Origin of the sequence: Nocardioides sp. 503 (assembly GCF_004522095.1) — a bacterium.
In the GTDB taxonomy this organism is placed as follows: Bacteria; Actinomycetota; Actinomycetes; order Propionibacteriales; family Nocardioidaceae; genus Nocardioides.
In genome coordinates this window covers 48,742-62,126 of the sequence record NZ_SPUI01000009.1, presented here as the reverse complement: position 1 = coordinate 62,126, position 13,385 = coordinate 48,742, and the positions used below count along the sequence as shown (strand labels likewise).

At 72.2% G+C, this 13,385-nt stretch carries 18 protein-coding genes; 9 read left to right on the top strand and 9 right to left on the bottom strand.

The genetic code is table 11. The features are described from left to right. Positions 1-4: 4 nt before the first annotated feature. From E4622_RS20295 to E4622_RS20270, 6 genes are all read right to left on the bottom strand, one after another. Positions 5-484, bottom strand: coding sequence for a VOC family protein (locus E4622_RS20295; protein WP_134742046.1), 480 nt, complete (start codon positions 482-484; stop codon positions 5-7). A gap of 108 nt (positions 485-592) precedes the next feature. Next, the gene (locus E4622_RS20290; protein WP_134742045.1) at positions 593-1,267 is read right to left on the bottom strand and encodes a haloacid dehalogenase type II; all 675 of its coding nucleotides are present in this window, start codon (positions 1,265-1,267) and stop codon (positions 593-595) included. Between the two features lie 37 nt (positions 1,268-1,304). Beyond that, a complete protein-coding gene (rsrA, locus tag E4622_RS20285; RefSeq protein WP_134742044.1) occupies positions 1,305-1,583 on the bottom strand; it encodes a mycothiol system anti-sigma-R factor in 279 nt (92 codons plus the stop codon). Continuing rightward, entirely contained in the window at positions 1,580-2,254 is a 675-nt protein-coding gene (locus E4622_RS20280; protein WP_245156125.1) for a sigma-70 family RNA polymerase sigma factor, read from the bottom strand. The genes rsrA and E4622_RS20280 overlap by 4 nt, the downstream gene beginning before the upstream one ends. Before the next feature lie 72 nt (positions 2,255-2,326). Continuing rightward, a complete protein-coding gene (locus E4622_RS20275; RefSeq protein WP_134742043.1) occupies positions 2,327-2,974 on the bottom strand; it encodes an alpha/beta family hydrolase in 648 nt (215 codons plus the stop codon). Then, positions 2,971-3,723 carry an SOS response-associated peptidase gene (locus tag E4622_RS20270; RefSeq protein WP_134742042.1) on the bottom strand — a complete coding sequence of 251 codons (753 nt, stop codon included), beginning with the start codon at positions 3,721-3,723 and terminating at the stop codon, positions 2,971-2,973. Before E4622_RS20270 ends, E4622_RS20275 begins: the two co-directional genes overlap by 4 nt. A 123-nt stretch (positions 3,724-3,846) precedes the next feature. Here E4622_RS20270 and E4622_RS20265 point away from each other — a divergent pair, with 123 nt between their 5' ends. Genes E4622_RS20265 through rsgA form a run of 3 tightly spaced genes read left to right on the top strand, consistent with a single transcriptional unit; the run spans position 3,847 to position 6,656 of the window. Next, positions 3,847-4,374 carry a DoxX family protein gene (locus E4622_RS20265; RefSeq protein ID WP_134742041.1) on the top strand — a complete coding sequence of 176 codons (528 nt, stop codon included), beginning with the start codon at positions 3,847-3,849 and terminating at the stop codon, positions 4,372-4,374. Between the two features lie 30 nt (positions 4,375-4,404). Next, positions 4,405-5,670: a 3-phosphoshikimate 1-carboxyvinyltransferase gene (gene aroA / locus E4622_RS20260; protein ID WP_134742040.1), complete on the top strand. Its 1,266-nt coding sequence runs from the start codon at positions 4,405-4,407 to the stop codon at positions 5,668-5,670. Next, a complete protein-coding gene (gene rsgA, locus E4622_RS20255; protein ID WP_134742039.1) occupies positions 5,667-6,656 on the top strand; it encodes a ribosome small subunit-dependent GTPase A in 990 nt (329 codons plus the stop codon). The genes aroA and rsgA overlap by 4 nt, the downstream gene beginning before the upstream one ends. A 97-nt stretch (positions 6,657-6,753) precedes the next feature. Here rsgA and E4622_RS20250 read toward each other — a convergent pair whose 3' ends face one another. After that, positions 6,754-7,203 carry a DUF2231 domain-containing protein gene (locus tag E4622_RS20250; RefSeq protein WP_134742038.1) on the bottom strand — a complete coding sequence of 150 codons (450 nt, stop codon included), beginning with the start codon at positions 7,201-7,203 and terminating at the stop codon, positions 6,754-6,756. Positions 7,204-7,238: 35 nt separating this feature from the next. On the opposite strand from E4622_RS20250, the gene E4622_RS20245 reads away from it, so the two are divergent. From E4622_RS20245 to E4622_RS20230, 4 genes are all read left to right on the top strand, one after another. Next, positions 7,239-8,129, top strand: coding sequence for an inositol monophosphatase family protein (locus E4622_RS20245; RefSeq protein WP_134742037.1), 891 nt, complete (start codon positions 7,239-7,241; stop codon positions 8,127-8,129). A 52-nt stretch (positions 8,130-8,181) separates the two neighbouring features. Further along, a complete protein-coding gene (locus E4622_RS20240; RefSeq protein ID WP_134742036.1) occupies positions 8,182-8,613 on the top strand; it encodes a CBS domain-containing protein in 432 nt (143 codons plus the stop codon). 45 nt (positions 8,614-8,658) lie between these two features. Then, entirely contained in the window at positions 8,659-9,027 is a 369-nt protein-coding gene (locus tag E4622_RS20235) for an FKBP-type peptidyl-prolyl cis-trans isomerase (protein WP_209022030.1), read from the top strand. Positions 9,028-9,164: 137 nt separating this feature from the next. Further along, positions 9,165-9,539: a fructosamine kinase family protein gene (locus E4622_RS20230; RefSeq protein WP_245156124.1), complete on the top strand. Its 375-nt coding sequence runs from the start codon at positions 9,165-9,167 to the stop codon at positions 9,537-9,539. A gap of 139 nt (positions 9,540-9,678) precedes the next feature. Here the strand turns inward: E4622_RS20230 and E4622_RS20225 are convergent, their stop codons facing one another. Continuing rightward, a complete protein-coding gene (locus tag E4622_RS20225) occupies positions 9,679-9,924 on the bottom strand; it encodes an RNA-binding S4 domain-containing protein (protein WP_134742034.1) in 246 nt (81 codons plus the stop codon). A gap of 5 nt (positions 9,925-9,929) precedes the next feature. Beyond that, positions 9,930-11,201, bottom strand: a complete 1,272-nt coding sequence (locus E4622_RS20220; RefSeq protein ID WP_134742033.1) for a DUF445 domain-containing protein — start codon at positions 11,199-11,201, stop codon at positions 9,930-9,932. A 66-nt stretch (positions 11,202-11,267) separates the two neighbouring features. Here E4622_RS20220 and E4622_RS20215 point away from each other — a divergent pair, with 66 nt between their 5' ends. Both E4622_RS20215 and E4622_RS20210 read left to right on the top strand, forming a co-directional pair. Further along, complete coding sequence (locus E4622_RS20215; protein ID WP_134742032.1) at positions 11,268-11,678, top strand: adenylyltransferase/cytidyltransferase family protein; 411 nt, start codon at positions 11,268-11,270, stop codon at positions 11,676-11,678. Between the two features lie 90 nt (positions 11,679-11,768). Continuing rightward, entirely contained in the window at positions 11,769-13,310 is a 1,542-nt protein-coding gene (locus E4622_RS20210) for an MXAN_6640 family putative metalloprotease (protein ID WP_134742031.1), read from the top strand. Positions 13,311-13,385: the final 75 nt, after the last annotated feature.

Below are 13,385 nucleotides of genomic sequence, written 5' to 3'. Positions count from 1 at the left end.
ACCGTCAGGCGCCGTCGGCCGCCCGTTCCAGCGCCGCGACGTCGAGCTTGCCCATCGTGAGCATGGCCTCCATGGCCCGGCGGGCGCGCTCGGGGTCGGGGTCGTCGAGCAGCTCCTCGAGCCGGTGCGGCGTGATCTGCCAGGACACGCCGAAGCGGTCCTTGAGCCACCCGCACGGGCCGGGCTCGCCGCCGTCGGCCGTGAGCGCCTCCCACAGGCGGTCTACCTCGTCCTGGTCGGCGCAGTCGATGACGAAGGACACCGCCTCGTTGAACACGAAGCCAGGACCGCCGTTCAGCCCCTGGACGCGTTGACCGGCGATGGTGAAGTCGACGGTGAGCACCATGCCGGCGGGACCGGAGGGAGTCTCGGCCGGTGAGCGCCAGACCTTGTCGACGTGGCTGTCCGGCAGCAGGCCCGCGTAGAAGGTGGCCGCCTCCTCGGCGACGCCGTCGAACCACAGGCAGGGGAAGAACGCGCTCATCGCAGACTCCTCGGGTCGAGGCCGCGGCGGATCCGCGGTCGCTTCCTGGTGAGACCACCATCGCCGCGCTTTCTCAGCGGTCCGCCGAGGCGCGCCGACGGAACGACGCTAGGGCAGCAGCGTCGCGAGGGCCGCGAGGTCGCCCGCGACGTGGTCGAAGCGCCGCGCGAACGCCGCCATCTCCGCGGCCGTGCTGTGCGAGCGGTCGACGTAGGCCGTCCGGAAGCCGTGCCGCGCCGCGGCGTCGAGGTCCCAGGGGTGCGCCGCGACGAAGACGCACTCCCCCACGTCCAGCTGGAGGGTGCGGACGACGTGCTCGTACATCCGGGCATCGGGCTTGTAGGCGCCGACGGTCTCCCCCGACACCAGGGTGGTCCAGCGCAGCCCGGCGGACCGCGACATCGCGTGGGCCTGCGCGGTGCCGGCGTTGGTGAGGGCCACGAGCGCGTACGAGCCCGCGAGCCGGTCGAGCGTGTCGACCACCTCGGGGAACGGCTCCAGGTGGCGACCGGCCCCGGCCAGGCGGTCGACCTCGGCCTCGGTCAGCCGCTCGCCCCGCTCGGCCGCCACGGCGAGGACCGCCTCGGCGCTGACCGTCTCGGCGACGGCGTAGGGACGTCGTCCCTCCCGCATCGCGCGCGTGGCCTCCTGCGAGAGCTCCTCCCAGCGGGCCACGAAGCCCTCGGCCCCGTCGCCGACGACCTCTCGGGCGGCAGCGAGCCGGCCGGCGTCCTCGTCGAGCAGGGTGCCGAGGACGTCGAAGACCAGGGTGGTCGTGCTCATGGCGCGGTCACGCGGGGCACGTACGGGCGGCCGGAGCTCAGCGCTCGGTGATCTGGACCTGGACCTCGCGCAGCCGGAAGAGCACGCGCTCGCGCAGCTCGAGCGGCGCGGTCTCCGAGCAGGACCGGGCGACGACGGACTTGACCGTGCGCTGCAGGTCGTACTTGACCAGGCAGGGGTTGCACGTGTCGAGGTGCTCGCGCACGGCCGAGCAGTCGGCCTCGTCGAGCTCGTTGTCGATGAAGTAGACGATCCGCTCGAGGTAGTCGGCACACTGCTCGCGCGACATCTCGTCGGGGTGCTGGTGCTCGCTCATGACTGGCCTCCGTCGTGGCCGACCCGGAGCAGGTCGTTGGTGCGGACGTAGTCGGACAGCATGTCGCGCAGCTGGCGACGGCCGCGGTGGAGCCGCGACATCACGGTCCCGATGGGGGTGTCCATGATCTCGGCGATCTCCTTGTAGGCGAAGCCCTCGACGTCGGCGAGGTAGACCGCGAGGCGGAACTCCTCGGGGAGCCGCTGGAGGGCGTCCTTGACCTGCGAGTCGGGCAGGTGCTCGAGTGCCTCCATCTCGGCGGACTTCAGCCCGCTCGAGCTGTGGGACTCCGCGCGGGCGAGCTGCCAGTCCTCGACGTCCTCGGACATCGACTGCTGCGGCTGGCGCTGCTTCTTGCGGTAGGTGTTGATGAAGGTGTTCGTCAGGATCCGGTAGAGCCACGCCTTGAGGTTGGTGCCCGGGCGGAACTGGTGGAAGGACGAGTAGGCCTTGGCGAACGTCTCCTGGACCAGGTCCTCGGCGTCGGCCGGGTTGCGCGTCATGCGCATGGCCGCGGAGTACAGCTGGTCGAGGAACGGCAGCGCGTCGCGCTCGAAGCGCACGGTGCGGTCGCCCTCGGTCTCGGTGGCGACGTCGATGTCGGCGTCGGCCGGGCCGGTGGCCTCGGGGTCGTTGAGGTCGACGTCAGCGTCGACGGGAGTGTCAGTCATCGTCCCCCAGCCTAGCCGGGGGTCCGCCGGGACCGTTCGTTCGAGTAGCGCCATCACGCAAGGCATAACCGCTCATCGCCGCGCGTCATTCCCGGTGATCTCGCGCACGACCCACTCCAGGGTCGCCTCGACCACGATCTCCATCGCCTCGTCCTGGGTGACCGAGCCGCGCGCGGGGACCTTGAGACCGTGGTCGGCGCCGGGCACGACGCACAGGTCGGTGGCGCCCGGAAACTCGTCGGGACGCCCCATGGCGTCGTTCTCCCCCTGGATCACCAGCGTCGGGAGCCGTACGGCGGTCAGCTCGTCGAGGCGGGACTTCTCGGGCCTCCCCGGCGGGTGGAGTGGGAAGGACAGCGCCAGGCACCCCGCCGCGCCCAGCGCCTGGGCCGACCGGGCCGCGGCCCGCGCGCCGGCGGACCGCCCGCCCAGCACCAGCGGTGTGCGGACCCGCATCGCGTCGGCGGCCGCGCGCAGGGCGGCGTCCAGCGTGGCCGGCGGCGTGGCGATCTTGCGGCCCGCGCGACGCCAGGGCTGCTCGAAGCGCACGACGGTGATCCCGTGGCGCGGCAGGTGCCGGGCCAGCGCCTCGAGGTCGCGGGACTCGATGCCGCCGCCGGCGCCGTGGCCGAGCAGCAGGGTGGCCCGCGGGGAGCGGGCCCGGCTCGTGACCAGGCGCCCCTCGCCGTGCGGGGTGTCGACGAGCCGGTCGGTGCTCACTCCAGGACCTCGTCGAGCGGCAGGGGCTCGAGGAGCTCGGGACCGTTGTTGCGCACGTGGGAGACCAGCGTCGACACCGGGAACGCCTCGAGCCGGCCGGGAGCGGCCGGCTCCAGCAGGTCGAGCAGCGACTCCTGCGCCGCCGTGGGGTCGAGCCAGGCCGCCCAGCGGTCGGGCTCGACCATCATCGGCATCCGGTCGTGGATGTGGCCGAGCGAGTCCTCGGCCTGGGTGGTGATGACGGTGCAGGTCCAGCGGAAGCGCTCGGGGTCGTCGTCGTCGCGGGTCGGGTCGCGCCAGATCTCGTAGAGCCCCGCCATCGCGAGCGTGCCGCCGTCCTGGGGACGGATGAAGAACGGCTGCTTGCGCGGCTTGCCCTTGGCGGTCAGCTGGGAGGTGGGGTACCACTCGAAGTAGCCGTCGGCCGGCAGCAGGCAGCGGCGCTTGGCGAAGGCCCGCTTGTAGGCCGGCTTCTCGGCCACCGTCTCCATGCGGGCGTTGATCATCCGGTTGCCGATGGCGGGGTCCTTGGCCCACGACGGCACCAGGCCCCACTTGAGCACCCGCAGCTGGCGCTCGGGCCGCTCCTCCCTCTCCTTCGAGGGCGGCCTCTCGACGACGGCGTACACCTCCTTGGTGGGGGCGACGTTGTAGTCGGGCGCCAGGACCTTGTCGATCCGGCTCTCGACGACCTCGAACTCCTCGATGAGGTCCTCGGGCTTGCGACTGGAGGCATAGCGGCCGCACATGGCAGCAATCTAGCCCTCGGAGCCGCTCGGGAGCGGCCGTCGGCGGTGGCGTACGTCGGTTCCGCGAACGTCTCACCCCCTGAGGTGGGTGTGGCGCCACCCGGGTCGGGTAGGAATAAGGGCATGACCGTCAGCCGACTCCTCGCCCGTCCCATGCTCGCCTCCATGTTCGTCGTCGGAGGTGTCAACGCCCTGCGCAACGCGCCCGCCCTCGCGGCCAAGGCCCAGCCGGTCACCGACAGGCTGGTGCCCCAGGTCAAGAAGGCCACGGGTCTGCCGATCCCGGAGGACCCGACCACGCTGGTCCGCATCAACGCCGCCGCCCAGCTCCTCGCCGGCGCCGCCCTCGCCACGGGTCGCGTCCCGCGGCTGTCCGCCTTCGTGCTCGCGGCCTCGCTGCTGCCGACCACGGCGGCCGGACACCGCTTCTGGGAGGCCGACGACGCCCAGACCAAGACCCAGCAGCAGCTGCACTTCTTCAAGAACGTCTCGATGCTCGGCGGCCTGCTCATCGCCGCCGGCGACACCGACGGCAAGCCCGGCGTCGCCTGGCGTGCGCGTCGCGCGGCCGGCGACGCGAAGCGGGAGGCCAAGCACCTCGCCAAGTCGGCCCGGCGCGAGGCCAAGCTGGCCAAGGCGCAGCTGACCTGAGCCGCGGGCGTACGCCCTAGAGTTCCGCCTGTGACCGTCGACCCGTGGCCCGCCCCTCGCGCCCATGACCCTGTCGACGTGGTGGTGTCGCTGCCCGGCAGCAAGTCGCTGACCAACCGCGCGCTCGTGCTCGCCGCGATCTCCGACGGCCCGTCCGTCGTACGGCGTGCGCTGCGCTCGCGCGACACCTCGCTGATGGCGGCGGCGCTGTCGTCGCTGGGAGCGAGCGTCGACACGAGCGGCGAGGACTGGCGGGTCACGCCCGGCGTGCTCGCCGGCGACGCGGAGGTCGACTGCGGCCTGGCCGGCACCGTGATGCGCTTCGTGCCGCCCGTGGCCGGGCTGTCGACCGGGACGGTGGCCTTCGACGGCGACCCCCACATGCGTCAGCGCCCGGTGGGCCAGGTCCTGGGCGCGCTCGCGTCCCTCGGCATCCGCGTCGAGGACGAGGGCCGCGGCTCGCTGCCCTTCCGCGTGCACGGCACCGGCCACGTCCGCGGGGGCACCGTCGTGGTCGACGCGTCGGGGTCCTCGCAGTTCGTCTCCGCCCTGCTCCTCGCCGGCGCCCGCTACGAGCACGGCGTCGACGTGCGCCACGACGGCAAGCCGGTGCCCTCGCTCCCCCACATCGACATGACCGTGGCGATGCTGCGCGAGCACGACGTGGCCGTCGACGACGCCGACGCCAACCGCTGGTCGGTGGCCCCGGGCCCCGTGCAGGCGCTCGACCACCTCATCGAGCCCGACCTGTCCAACGCCGCGCCGTTCCTGGCGCTCGCCGCCCTGTCCGGCGGGTCCGTGACCGTGCGCGACTGGCCCCGCGCGACCACCCAGGCCGGCGACGCCCTGCGCGAGATCCTGACCCTGATGGGCTGCGAGGTCGGCTTCGTCGAGGAGGGGCTGCGCGTGCGCGGACCCGAGCGTCTCCAGGGCATCGACCACGACCTGCACGACGTCGGCGAGCTGGCGCCGGCGGTCGCCGCGCTCTGCGCGCTCGCCGAGACGCCCTCCCACCTGCGCGGCATCGCCCACATCCGGGGCCACGAGACCGACCGGCTCGCCGCCCTCGCCACCGAGCTGGGCGCGCTCGGCGCCGACGTCACCGAGCACGCCGACGGACTCTCGATCCGTCCCGCCCCGCTCCACGGCGGCGTCTTCCACACCTACGCCGACCACCGCATGGCGCACGCCGGCGTGATCGTGGCGGCGGCCGTCGACGGCGTGCTCGTGGAGGACGTCGACACGACGGCCAAGACCTTCCCCGACTTCGCACGGTTCTGGGCCTCCCTGCTGTGACCAACCGCTACTCCGTCGAGGACCAGGAGCACTACGAGCGGCCGCGCCGCCGCACCCGGCCGCGCACGAAGGACCGCCCCACCTACGACGACGCCGTCGAGGGGGTCGTCGTCACCGTCGACCGCGGGCGCTACACGCTGCTGGTCGACGGTCGGAAGGTCATGGCGATGCAGGCCCGGGCCCTGGGGCGCAAGAGCGTCGTGGTCGGCGACCGGGTGCGCGTCGTCGGCGACGTGTCCGGCGACGACGGGGCGCTCTCACGCATCGTCGAGGTCACCGAGCGGCTCACCACGCTGCGTCGCACTGCCGACGACGACGACCCCGTGGAGCGGATCATCGTCGCCAACGCCGAGCAGCTGGTGGTCGTCACCGCGCTCGCCGACCCCGAGCCGCAGCCCCGGCTGATCGACCGGGCCCTCGTGGCGGCGTACGACGCGGGGATGCAGCCGCTGCTGTGCCTCACCAAGGCCGACCTCGCCGACCCCGAGACGCTCCTGCGCACCTACCGCTCCCTGGGCGTGCCCTGGGTGGTGACCAGCCGCGGCGGCGACCTGACCGCCGTACGGGAGAGGCTGCGGGACCGCACCAGCGTGCTCGTCGGCTCCAGCGGCGTGGGCAAGTCGACCCTGGTCAACGCGCTGGTCCCCGAGGCGCACCGCGACGTGGGGATCGTCAACGCCGTCACGGGACGGGGGCGCCACACCTCCACCTCGGCCTACATGCTGCCGCTGCCCGACGACGAGGGCTGGATCATCGACACCCCCGGGATCCGGTCGTTCGGGCTGGCCCACGTGCGGCCCGAGAACCTCATCGAGGCGTTCCCCGACCTCGACGAGATGACCGAGGACTGCCCCCGCGGCTGCACGCACGGCGAGGACGAGCCGGAGTGCGGCCTCGACGTGGCCGTCACCGAGGGCCTGGCCGACCCCGAGCGGGTCGAGTCGTTCCGGCGCCTGCTCGCGGCGCGGAGCGTGCCGGACTACTGACGTTTCACCAAGGTATGCAGCCGAAGCCGCACTTCCTGTGCGAGGCACACCGAGGGAAGTGACACGCGAGCGACATACCTTGGGGAAACGCCGCCGGTCAGCCCTCGATGCCGTACCAGGCGATCTGCGCGCCGGCGTCGCCGGTGAGGTAGACGTAGACGAGGGTGACCACGCCGGAGACGGCGACCAGGCCGCTCATCACCAGGCGGACCGGGCCGGTGCGGGTGTGCCACCAGGCGGCCAGGAACGACAGCAGGGCGAACGCCGTCACGGAGATGCGCAGGACGCCGGCGCGCTCCTCGTGGGTCTCCACGAGCGCCGCGAGCGGACCGCCGTACGTGTTGGCCTCCTCGAGGTCCTCCCCCGAGAAGTAGGCCACCCAGATCGCGACGAAGGCGATCGCCACCGTGGCCACCAACGGCCACCTCAGCCGGTCGCGCCAACGCGGCACGAGGGCGTAGAGCACGCCTGCCAGCGCCGACAGGGGCCCGAAGATGACGGCCGCGTGGACGACGAGCGCGTGCAGAGGCAGTCCGTTGAACTCCATAGATGAACGCTAAACCACTTTGCTGAAAGTAGCCTGTGCGTGTGGCGACCGATTTCACCGACGACCTCCGTCTCGCTCACGTGCTCGCCGACGACGCCGACTCGCTCACGACCTCGCGTTTCAAGTCGCTCGACCTGCACGTGATGAGCAAGCCCGACCTGACCCCCGTGACCGACGCGGACCAGGCCGTCGAGGACGGGATCCGGCGCACCCTGTCGCGGGTCCGCTCCCGCGACGCGATCACCGGTGAGGAGACCGGGTCCACCGGGCACAGCCAGCGCCGCTGGATCGTCGACCCCATCGACGGCACCAAGAACTTCGTCCGCGGCGTCCCCGTCTGGGCCACGCTCATCTCGCTCGTCGTCGAGGAGGAGGTCGTGCTCGGGGTGGTCTCCGCGCCGATGCTCCAGCGCCGCTGGTGGGCCTCGGTCGGCAACGGCGCCTGGACCGGGCGCTCGCTGCTCAAGGCCACGCAGTGCCAGGTCTCCGACGTACGCCGCCTGGAGGACGCCTCGCTGTCCTACGCCTCGCTCCACGGCTGGGACGAGCGCGAGCGCCTCGACGACTTCCTCTCCCTGATGCGGCGCTGCTGGCGCACGCGCGCCTACGGCGACTTCTGGTCCTACATGCTCATCGCCGAGGGCGCCATCGACCTGGCCGCCGAGCCCGAGCTGGAGGTCTACGACATGGCCGCCCTCGACATCATCGTGCGCGAGGCCGGCGGGCGGTTCACCTCCCTCGACGGCACCGACGGGCCCTGGGGCGGCAACGCGCTGGCCTCCAACGGCCACCTGCACGAGGCGGCGCTGTCGTTCCTGGGCTCGCTGCCCGACCACAGCGACGACCCCGAGTGGCGCACGCCCGGATCGGCGTCGGTCTCGGACATCTCCGCCCACCGACGCCCCGACGGCCCGCCCCGCGACTGAGCCCCGGCCGGCACCCTGGTCAGCAGGTCGCGGCGGCAGTAACGTCCGCCACATGCATATCGGCGAGATCCTCCAGGCCAAGGCCTCCACCGAGGTCATCACCATCAAGCCGGACGCGGGTGTCCGCGAGCTGCTGGCGCTGCTCGCCGAGCACAACATCGGTGCGGTGATCGTCAGCGGCGACGGCACGAGCCTCGACGGCATCGTCAGCGAGCGCGACGTCGTGCGCCACCTGCACAGCGACGGCACCGTGATCAACAACGACGTGGGCTCGATCATGACCGGCGACGTCGAGACCTGCGCGCCCGACGACGACCTCGACGGCGTCATGCAGACGATGACCGAGCGCCGCTTCCGCCACATCCCCGTCTGCTCGGAGGGGACGCTGGTCGGCATCATCAGCATCGGCGACGTCGTCAAGCACAAGATCGGGCAGCTGACCTTCGAGCGCGACCAGCTCGACAGCTACGTCCACCAGACCTGAGCCGGCCTGTCGGCGGCGCGGCCCGTGCGGGCTAGGCTGGTCGGCATGGACAAGCCTGAGATCGACTTCTTCGACCCCGAGCCCCCGACCGACCTCGTCGTCACGGACGTGACCACGGGCGAGGGTGCCGAGGCCACCGCCGGCAGCACCGTGTCGGTGCACTACGTCGGGGTCGCGCACTCCACCGGTGAGGAGTTCGACGCCTCCTACAACCGCGGCGAGCCGCTGCAGTTCCGTCTCGGCGTCGGTCAGGTCATCTCCGGATGGGACACCGGCGTGCAGGGCATGAAGGTCGGCGGCCGCCGCCAGCTCGTCATCCCGCCGCACCTCGGCTACGGCGACCGCGGCGCCGGCGGTGCCATCAAGCCGGGCGAGACCCTGATCTTCGTGGTGGACCTGCTCGAGGTCCGCTAGCCCCCCGCTCACCTTCTCCTGCGGAACGACCCCGGCCACCCGTGGTGGCCGGGGTCGTCCTGTATCGGCGGGGTCGCGCCCGGTCGTGTGCCGCAGCGTGCGCCGTGGCGCAGGCTCCGGCACACGACCGTGGGGCCGTGACCGACGAGGAGGCCGCCACCGTGGAGTCGCTCGTGGGTCGGCTCACCGACCTGCTGCCCGACGAGCCCCCCTCCCGCGTGCACGGCGACCTGTGGAACGGCAACGTCCTGTGGGGCCAGGACGGGCAGGTGTGGGTGATCGACCCGGCGGCGTACGGCGGTCACCGCGAGGTCGACCTCGCGATGCTGGCGATGTTCGGCCCGCCCCACCTGCCCCGGGTGCTCGACGCCTACGACGAGGCCGCGCCGCTGGCCGACGACTGGGAGGACCGGCTCGGCCTGCACCAGGTCTTCCCCCTGCTCGTCCACGCCTGCCTCTTCGGCGGCGGCTACGGCGCCCGCGCCGCCGAGACGGCGTCCCGCTACCTCTGAGCACCGCCTCTCGCCGTCCCGGCGGCGGGAGGTTCTGGGCCTTTCCTGTCGCTTCTGGGGCGGAATTTCGGCCCAGAACGTCAGGTTTTTCAGCATCTGCTGAAACCCCTGCAGCGCTCAGCCGCGCAGGCTGGGGGGGCTACCAGGGCAGGTTGTCGGTCGCCTCGCCGTGGGCGACGCGCGCGCTCTGGCCGGCGAGGGTGACCACGTCGCCCTGGGCCAGCTGCCGGCCGCGGCGGGTCTCGACCTCGTCGTTGACGCGGACCGTGCCCGAGGCGATGAGGGGCTTGGCCTCGGCGCCGCTCTCGACGAGGTTGGCGAGCTTGAGGAACTGGCCGAGCCGGATCGACTCGTCGGTGATGGGGACGTCCTGGGGCTCGCTCATGGTGCTCAGTGAACCAGGACCGAGACCGTGTGGATCAGCACCCCGACCAGACCGCCGACGATCGTGCCGTTGATGCGGATGAACTGCAGGTCGCGCCCGACGTGCAGCTCGATGCGGCGCGCGGCCTCCTTGCCGTCCCAGCGCTCGATCGTGTACGTGATGACCGCGGTGACCTCCTCGCCGTAGCGCGAGACGGCGAAGACCGCGAGGTCGCTGGCCCGGGCGTCGATCCGCGCGCGCAGGGAGGCGTCGGTCGAGAGCCGCTCGCCCAGCCCCGAGAGCTCCTGCAACAGCCAGCGGCGTACGGCGCCCTGCGGGTCCTCGAGCGAGCCGGTCAGCACCCGGCGCAGCGCGTCCCACAGCGAGATGCTCGAGCCGAGCACCGACGGGTGCTCCAGCAGGCGGTTCTTGAGCCGCTCGGTCCGGTCCTGGGTGTCGGGGTCCTGGAGCAGGTCACCGGCCAGCTGACGCAGCATCGAGTCGAGAGCCTGTCGCGCGCGGTGGTCGGGGTCGGTGCGGATGTCGCCGACCCAGCGCACCATCTCCAGGTGGATGCGCGAGCTCACCCTCTCGTTGACCCGCTCGGGCGCCCACCACGGCGCCCGCTCGAGGAGGACGTCCTGCACGGTGTCGGGGTTGGCCTCCAGCCAGTGGTGGAGCTCCTCCAGCGCCAGGTCCACGAGACCGTGGTGCAGGTCGTCGTTGAGCGCCTCGGTGAGCAGTCCGCCCAGCAGCGGCGAGATCGGCTCCTCACGGAAGCGCGGGACCAGCACCTCGTGCACCAGGGCCTCGACGTGCTCGTCGCGCACCTGCGCCAGCGCCAGGCGGGCCAGCTCCGCGACCTCGTCCACGACCCGCTGTGAGTTGGCAGGGTCAGCGAGCCAGACACCGGCGCGCTCCGCGACCCGGGCCGAGGCGATGCGCTCGCGGATGATGTCCTCCTGGAGGAAGTTCTCCCCCACGAACTCCTCCAGGCCCTTGCCGAGGTCGTCCTTGCGCTTGGGGATCAGCGCGGTGTGCGGGATGGGCAGCCCCAGCGGGTGCTTGAACAGCGCGGTCACGGCGAACCAGTCGGCGATCGCGCCCACCATCGACGCCTCCGCCCCGGCGTTGACGAACCCCAGCCAGCCGTCCTCGTCGAGCGTCAGGACGTAGACGGCGGCGGCGAACAGCAGCAGCGAGACCGCGACCGTCCGCATGCGTCGCAGCGCGCTGCGACGCAGCGCGTCGGCGGCGGGGTCGCCGACGGCGAGGGCGGGGGCGGCGGGAGTGCTCATCGACACCATCCTCACCCACACCCCGGGTCCGCGGCGGACGCGCCCCCGCGTGCCAGAATCGCGCCCATGTCCTCCCCGGCACCGCGCACGGTCATCACCTTCGGCACCTTCGACGTCTTCCACGTCGGGCACCTCAAGGTGATCGAGCGCGCCGCCGCCCTGGGCGACCGGCTCGTGGTCGGGGTCTCCGCCGACGAGCTCAACCTGCGCAAGAAGGGCCGCGAGCCCGTCTTCAGCGAGGGCGAGCGCCTGGCCATCGTGGCCGCGCTCAAGCCGGTCGACGAGGTGTTCGTGGAGGAGAGCCTCGAGCTCAAGCGCCACTACATCGAGCAGTACGCCGCCGACGTCCTCGTGATGGGCGACGACTGGGCCGGCAAGTTCGACGAGTTCGGGGACATCTGCGAGGTCGTCTACCTCTCCCGCACCCCCGCGATCTCCACCACCGCCCTCATCGAGAAGATCTCGGGCGGCAGCTGAGTGGTTTCGGTCCCCGGCGCGCCGGGGATGCTCGGACAGACCCGTGCCGTCCTCCCCCCGGCGCGGGACATCTCGAATGAAGGAACACCGATGCGCCGCTCCCTCGCCGCCGTCCTGGTCGCCCTCGCCACCACCGTCACGGCCCTGCCCGCGCTCGCCCCGACGGCCGACGCCTCGGCCCCGGCCGCGATCCCCCGCACCACCCCCGGGCAGGACGACCCGGCCCACGACGCGCTGCAGCGCGCCGTGCGCGCCTTCGCCCCCGCCCAGCGCGAGAAGGCGGCGACGGCCCGCCCCGACGCCACCTTGGCCCTGCGCGACCTCTTCGACGCACGCGGGCGTCTCTCGGACGACGACCAGCGGCAGGCCGACCGCCTGCTCGCCCGGCCCACCGACGGGGCCGCCGACCCGTACCAGAACGGCTACTCCGTCCCGGCCACGCGCAAGTGCGCGCGCAAGGTGTGCCTGCACTGGGTGACCTCCACCGCCGATGCACCTCCGAGCACCGCCTGGGCGATGAAGTCGCTGGGCATGATGAGCAAGGTCTGGAAGTACGAGGTCGGCCGACTCGGCTACCGCAAGCCGCCCGCCGACCGCCGGCACCCGAGCGGGCCGAAGTTCGACGTCTACCTCAAGGAGCTCGGCAACCAGTTCATCTACGGCTACTGCGCCCCCGAGTACGTCGTCCCGGGCACGCGTCGCGTCGCCTCGGGCTTCTGCGTGCTGGACAACGACTTCGCCCAGGCGCAGTTCGGTGCGCCGCCCCTGACGAGCCTGCGCGTGACCGCGGCGCACGAGTTCTTCCACGCCATCCAGTTCGGCTACGACTTCCGTGAGGACACCTGGCTGATGGAGTCGACGGCCACGTGGATGGAGGAGCAGTTCGCCGACTCGGCCAACGACAACCGGCGCTACCTGCCCTACGGCCAGGTCGCGCAGCCCCAGGTGTCGCTGGACCTGTCCCAGCCCAACAGTTCCGCGCAGTACGGCAACTGGGCGTTCTGGGAGTACCTCAGCCGACGTCACGGCAGGTCGGTGGTGCAGAAGGTCTGGAAGCAGGCGGGCGCCTACCGCGGGGCCGGACGGCGCGACTCCACGCCGGCTCTCCGGGCGGTCCTGCGCAAGCGGGGCGGCTTCGAGAAGGTCTTCACCGCCTACGCCGCCGCCAACGCCATCGCGGCGCGCGCCTACCCCGAGGGCAAGGCCTGGCCGGCCGCCCGCGCGGCCGCCAAGCTCACCCTCGGCCGCAGCGCCCGCCGGGCCGTCGTCCGGACCCGCGTCGACCACATGGCCGCCAAGCACGTAGTCTTCCGCCCCGACACCTCCCTCAAGGGCAGGAAGTGGCGCCTCCGGGTCGCGATCACGGCTCCTCGCCGGGCCGTCGGCGGCCGCGCCTACCTCATCGTCAAGACCGCCCGAGGCAAGTGGGTCAAGCGTCCGGTCGCCCTCAACCGCAGGGGCCGCGGCGTCACGTCGTTCTCCTTCTCGCGGCGCACCGCCCGCAGCGCCGTCCTGACCCTGGTCAACACCAGCACCCGCTTCCGCTGCCACCAGAACCAGCCCTTCACCTGCGCGGGCACCCCGCGCGCGGACAACCGGCTGTTCACCGTCAAGGCCACCGTCCGGCGCTGAGGCTGTCCGGTCCCACGGGCGAGCCGCTGCATAAAACATTAAGTACAGTGGGTTACTCTTCTTTTCTCAGCACCA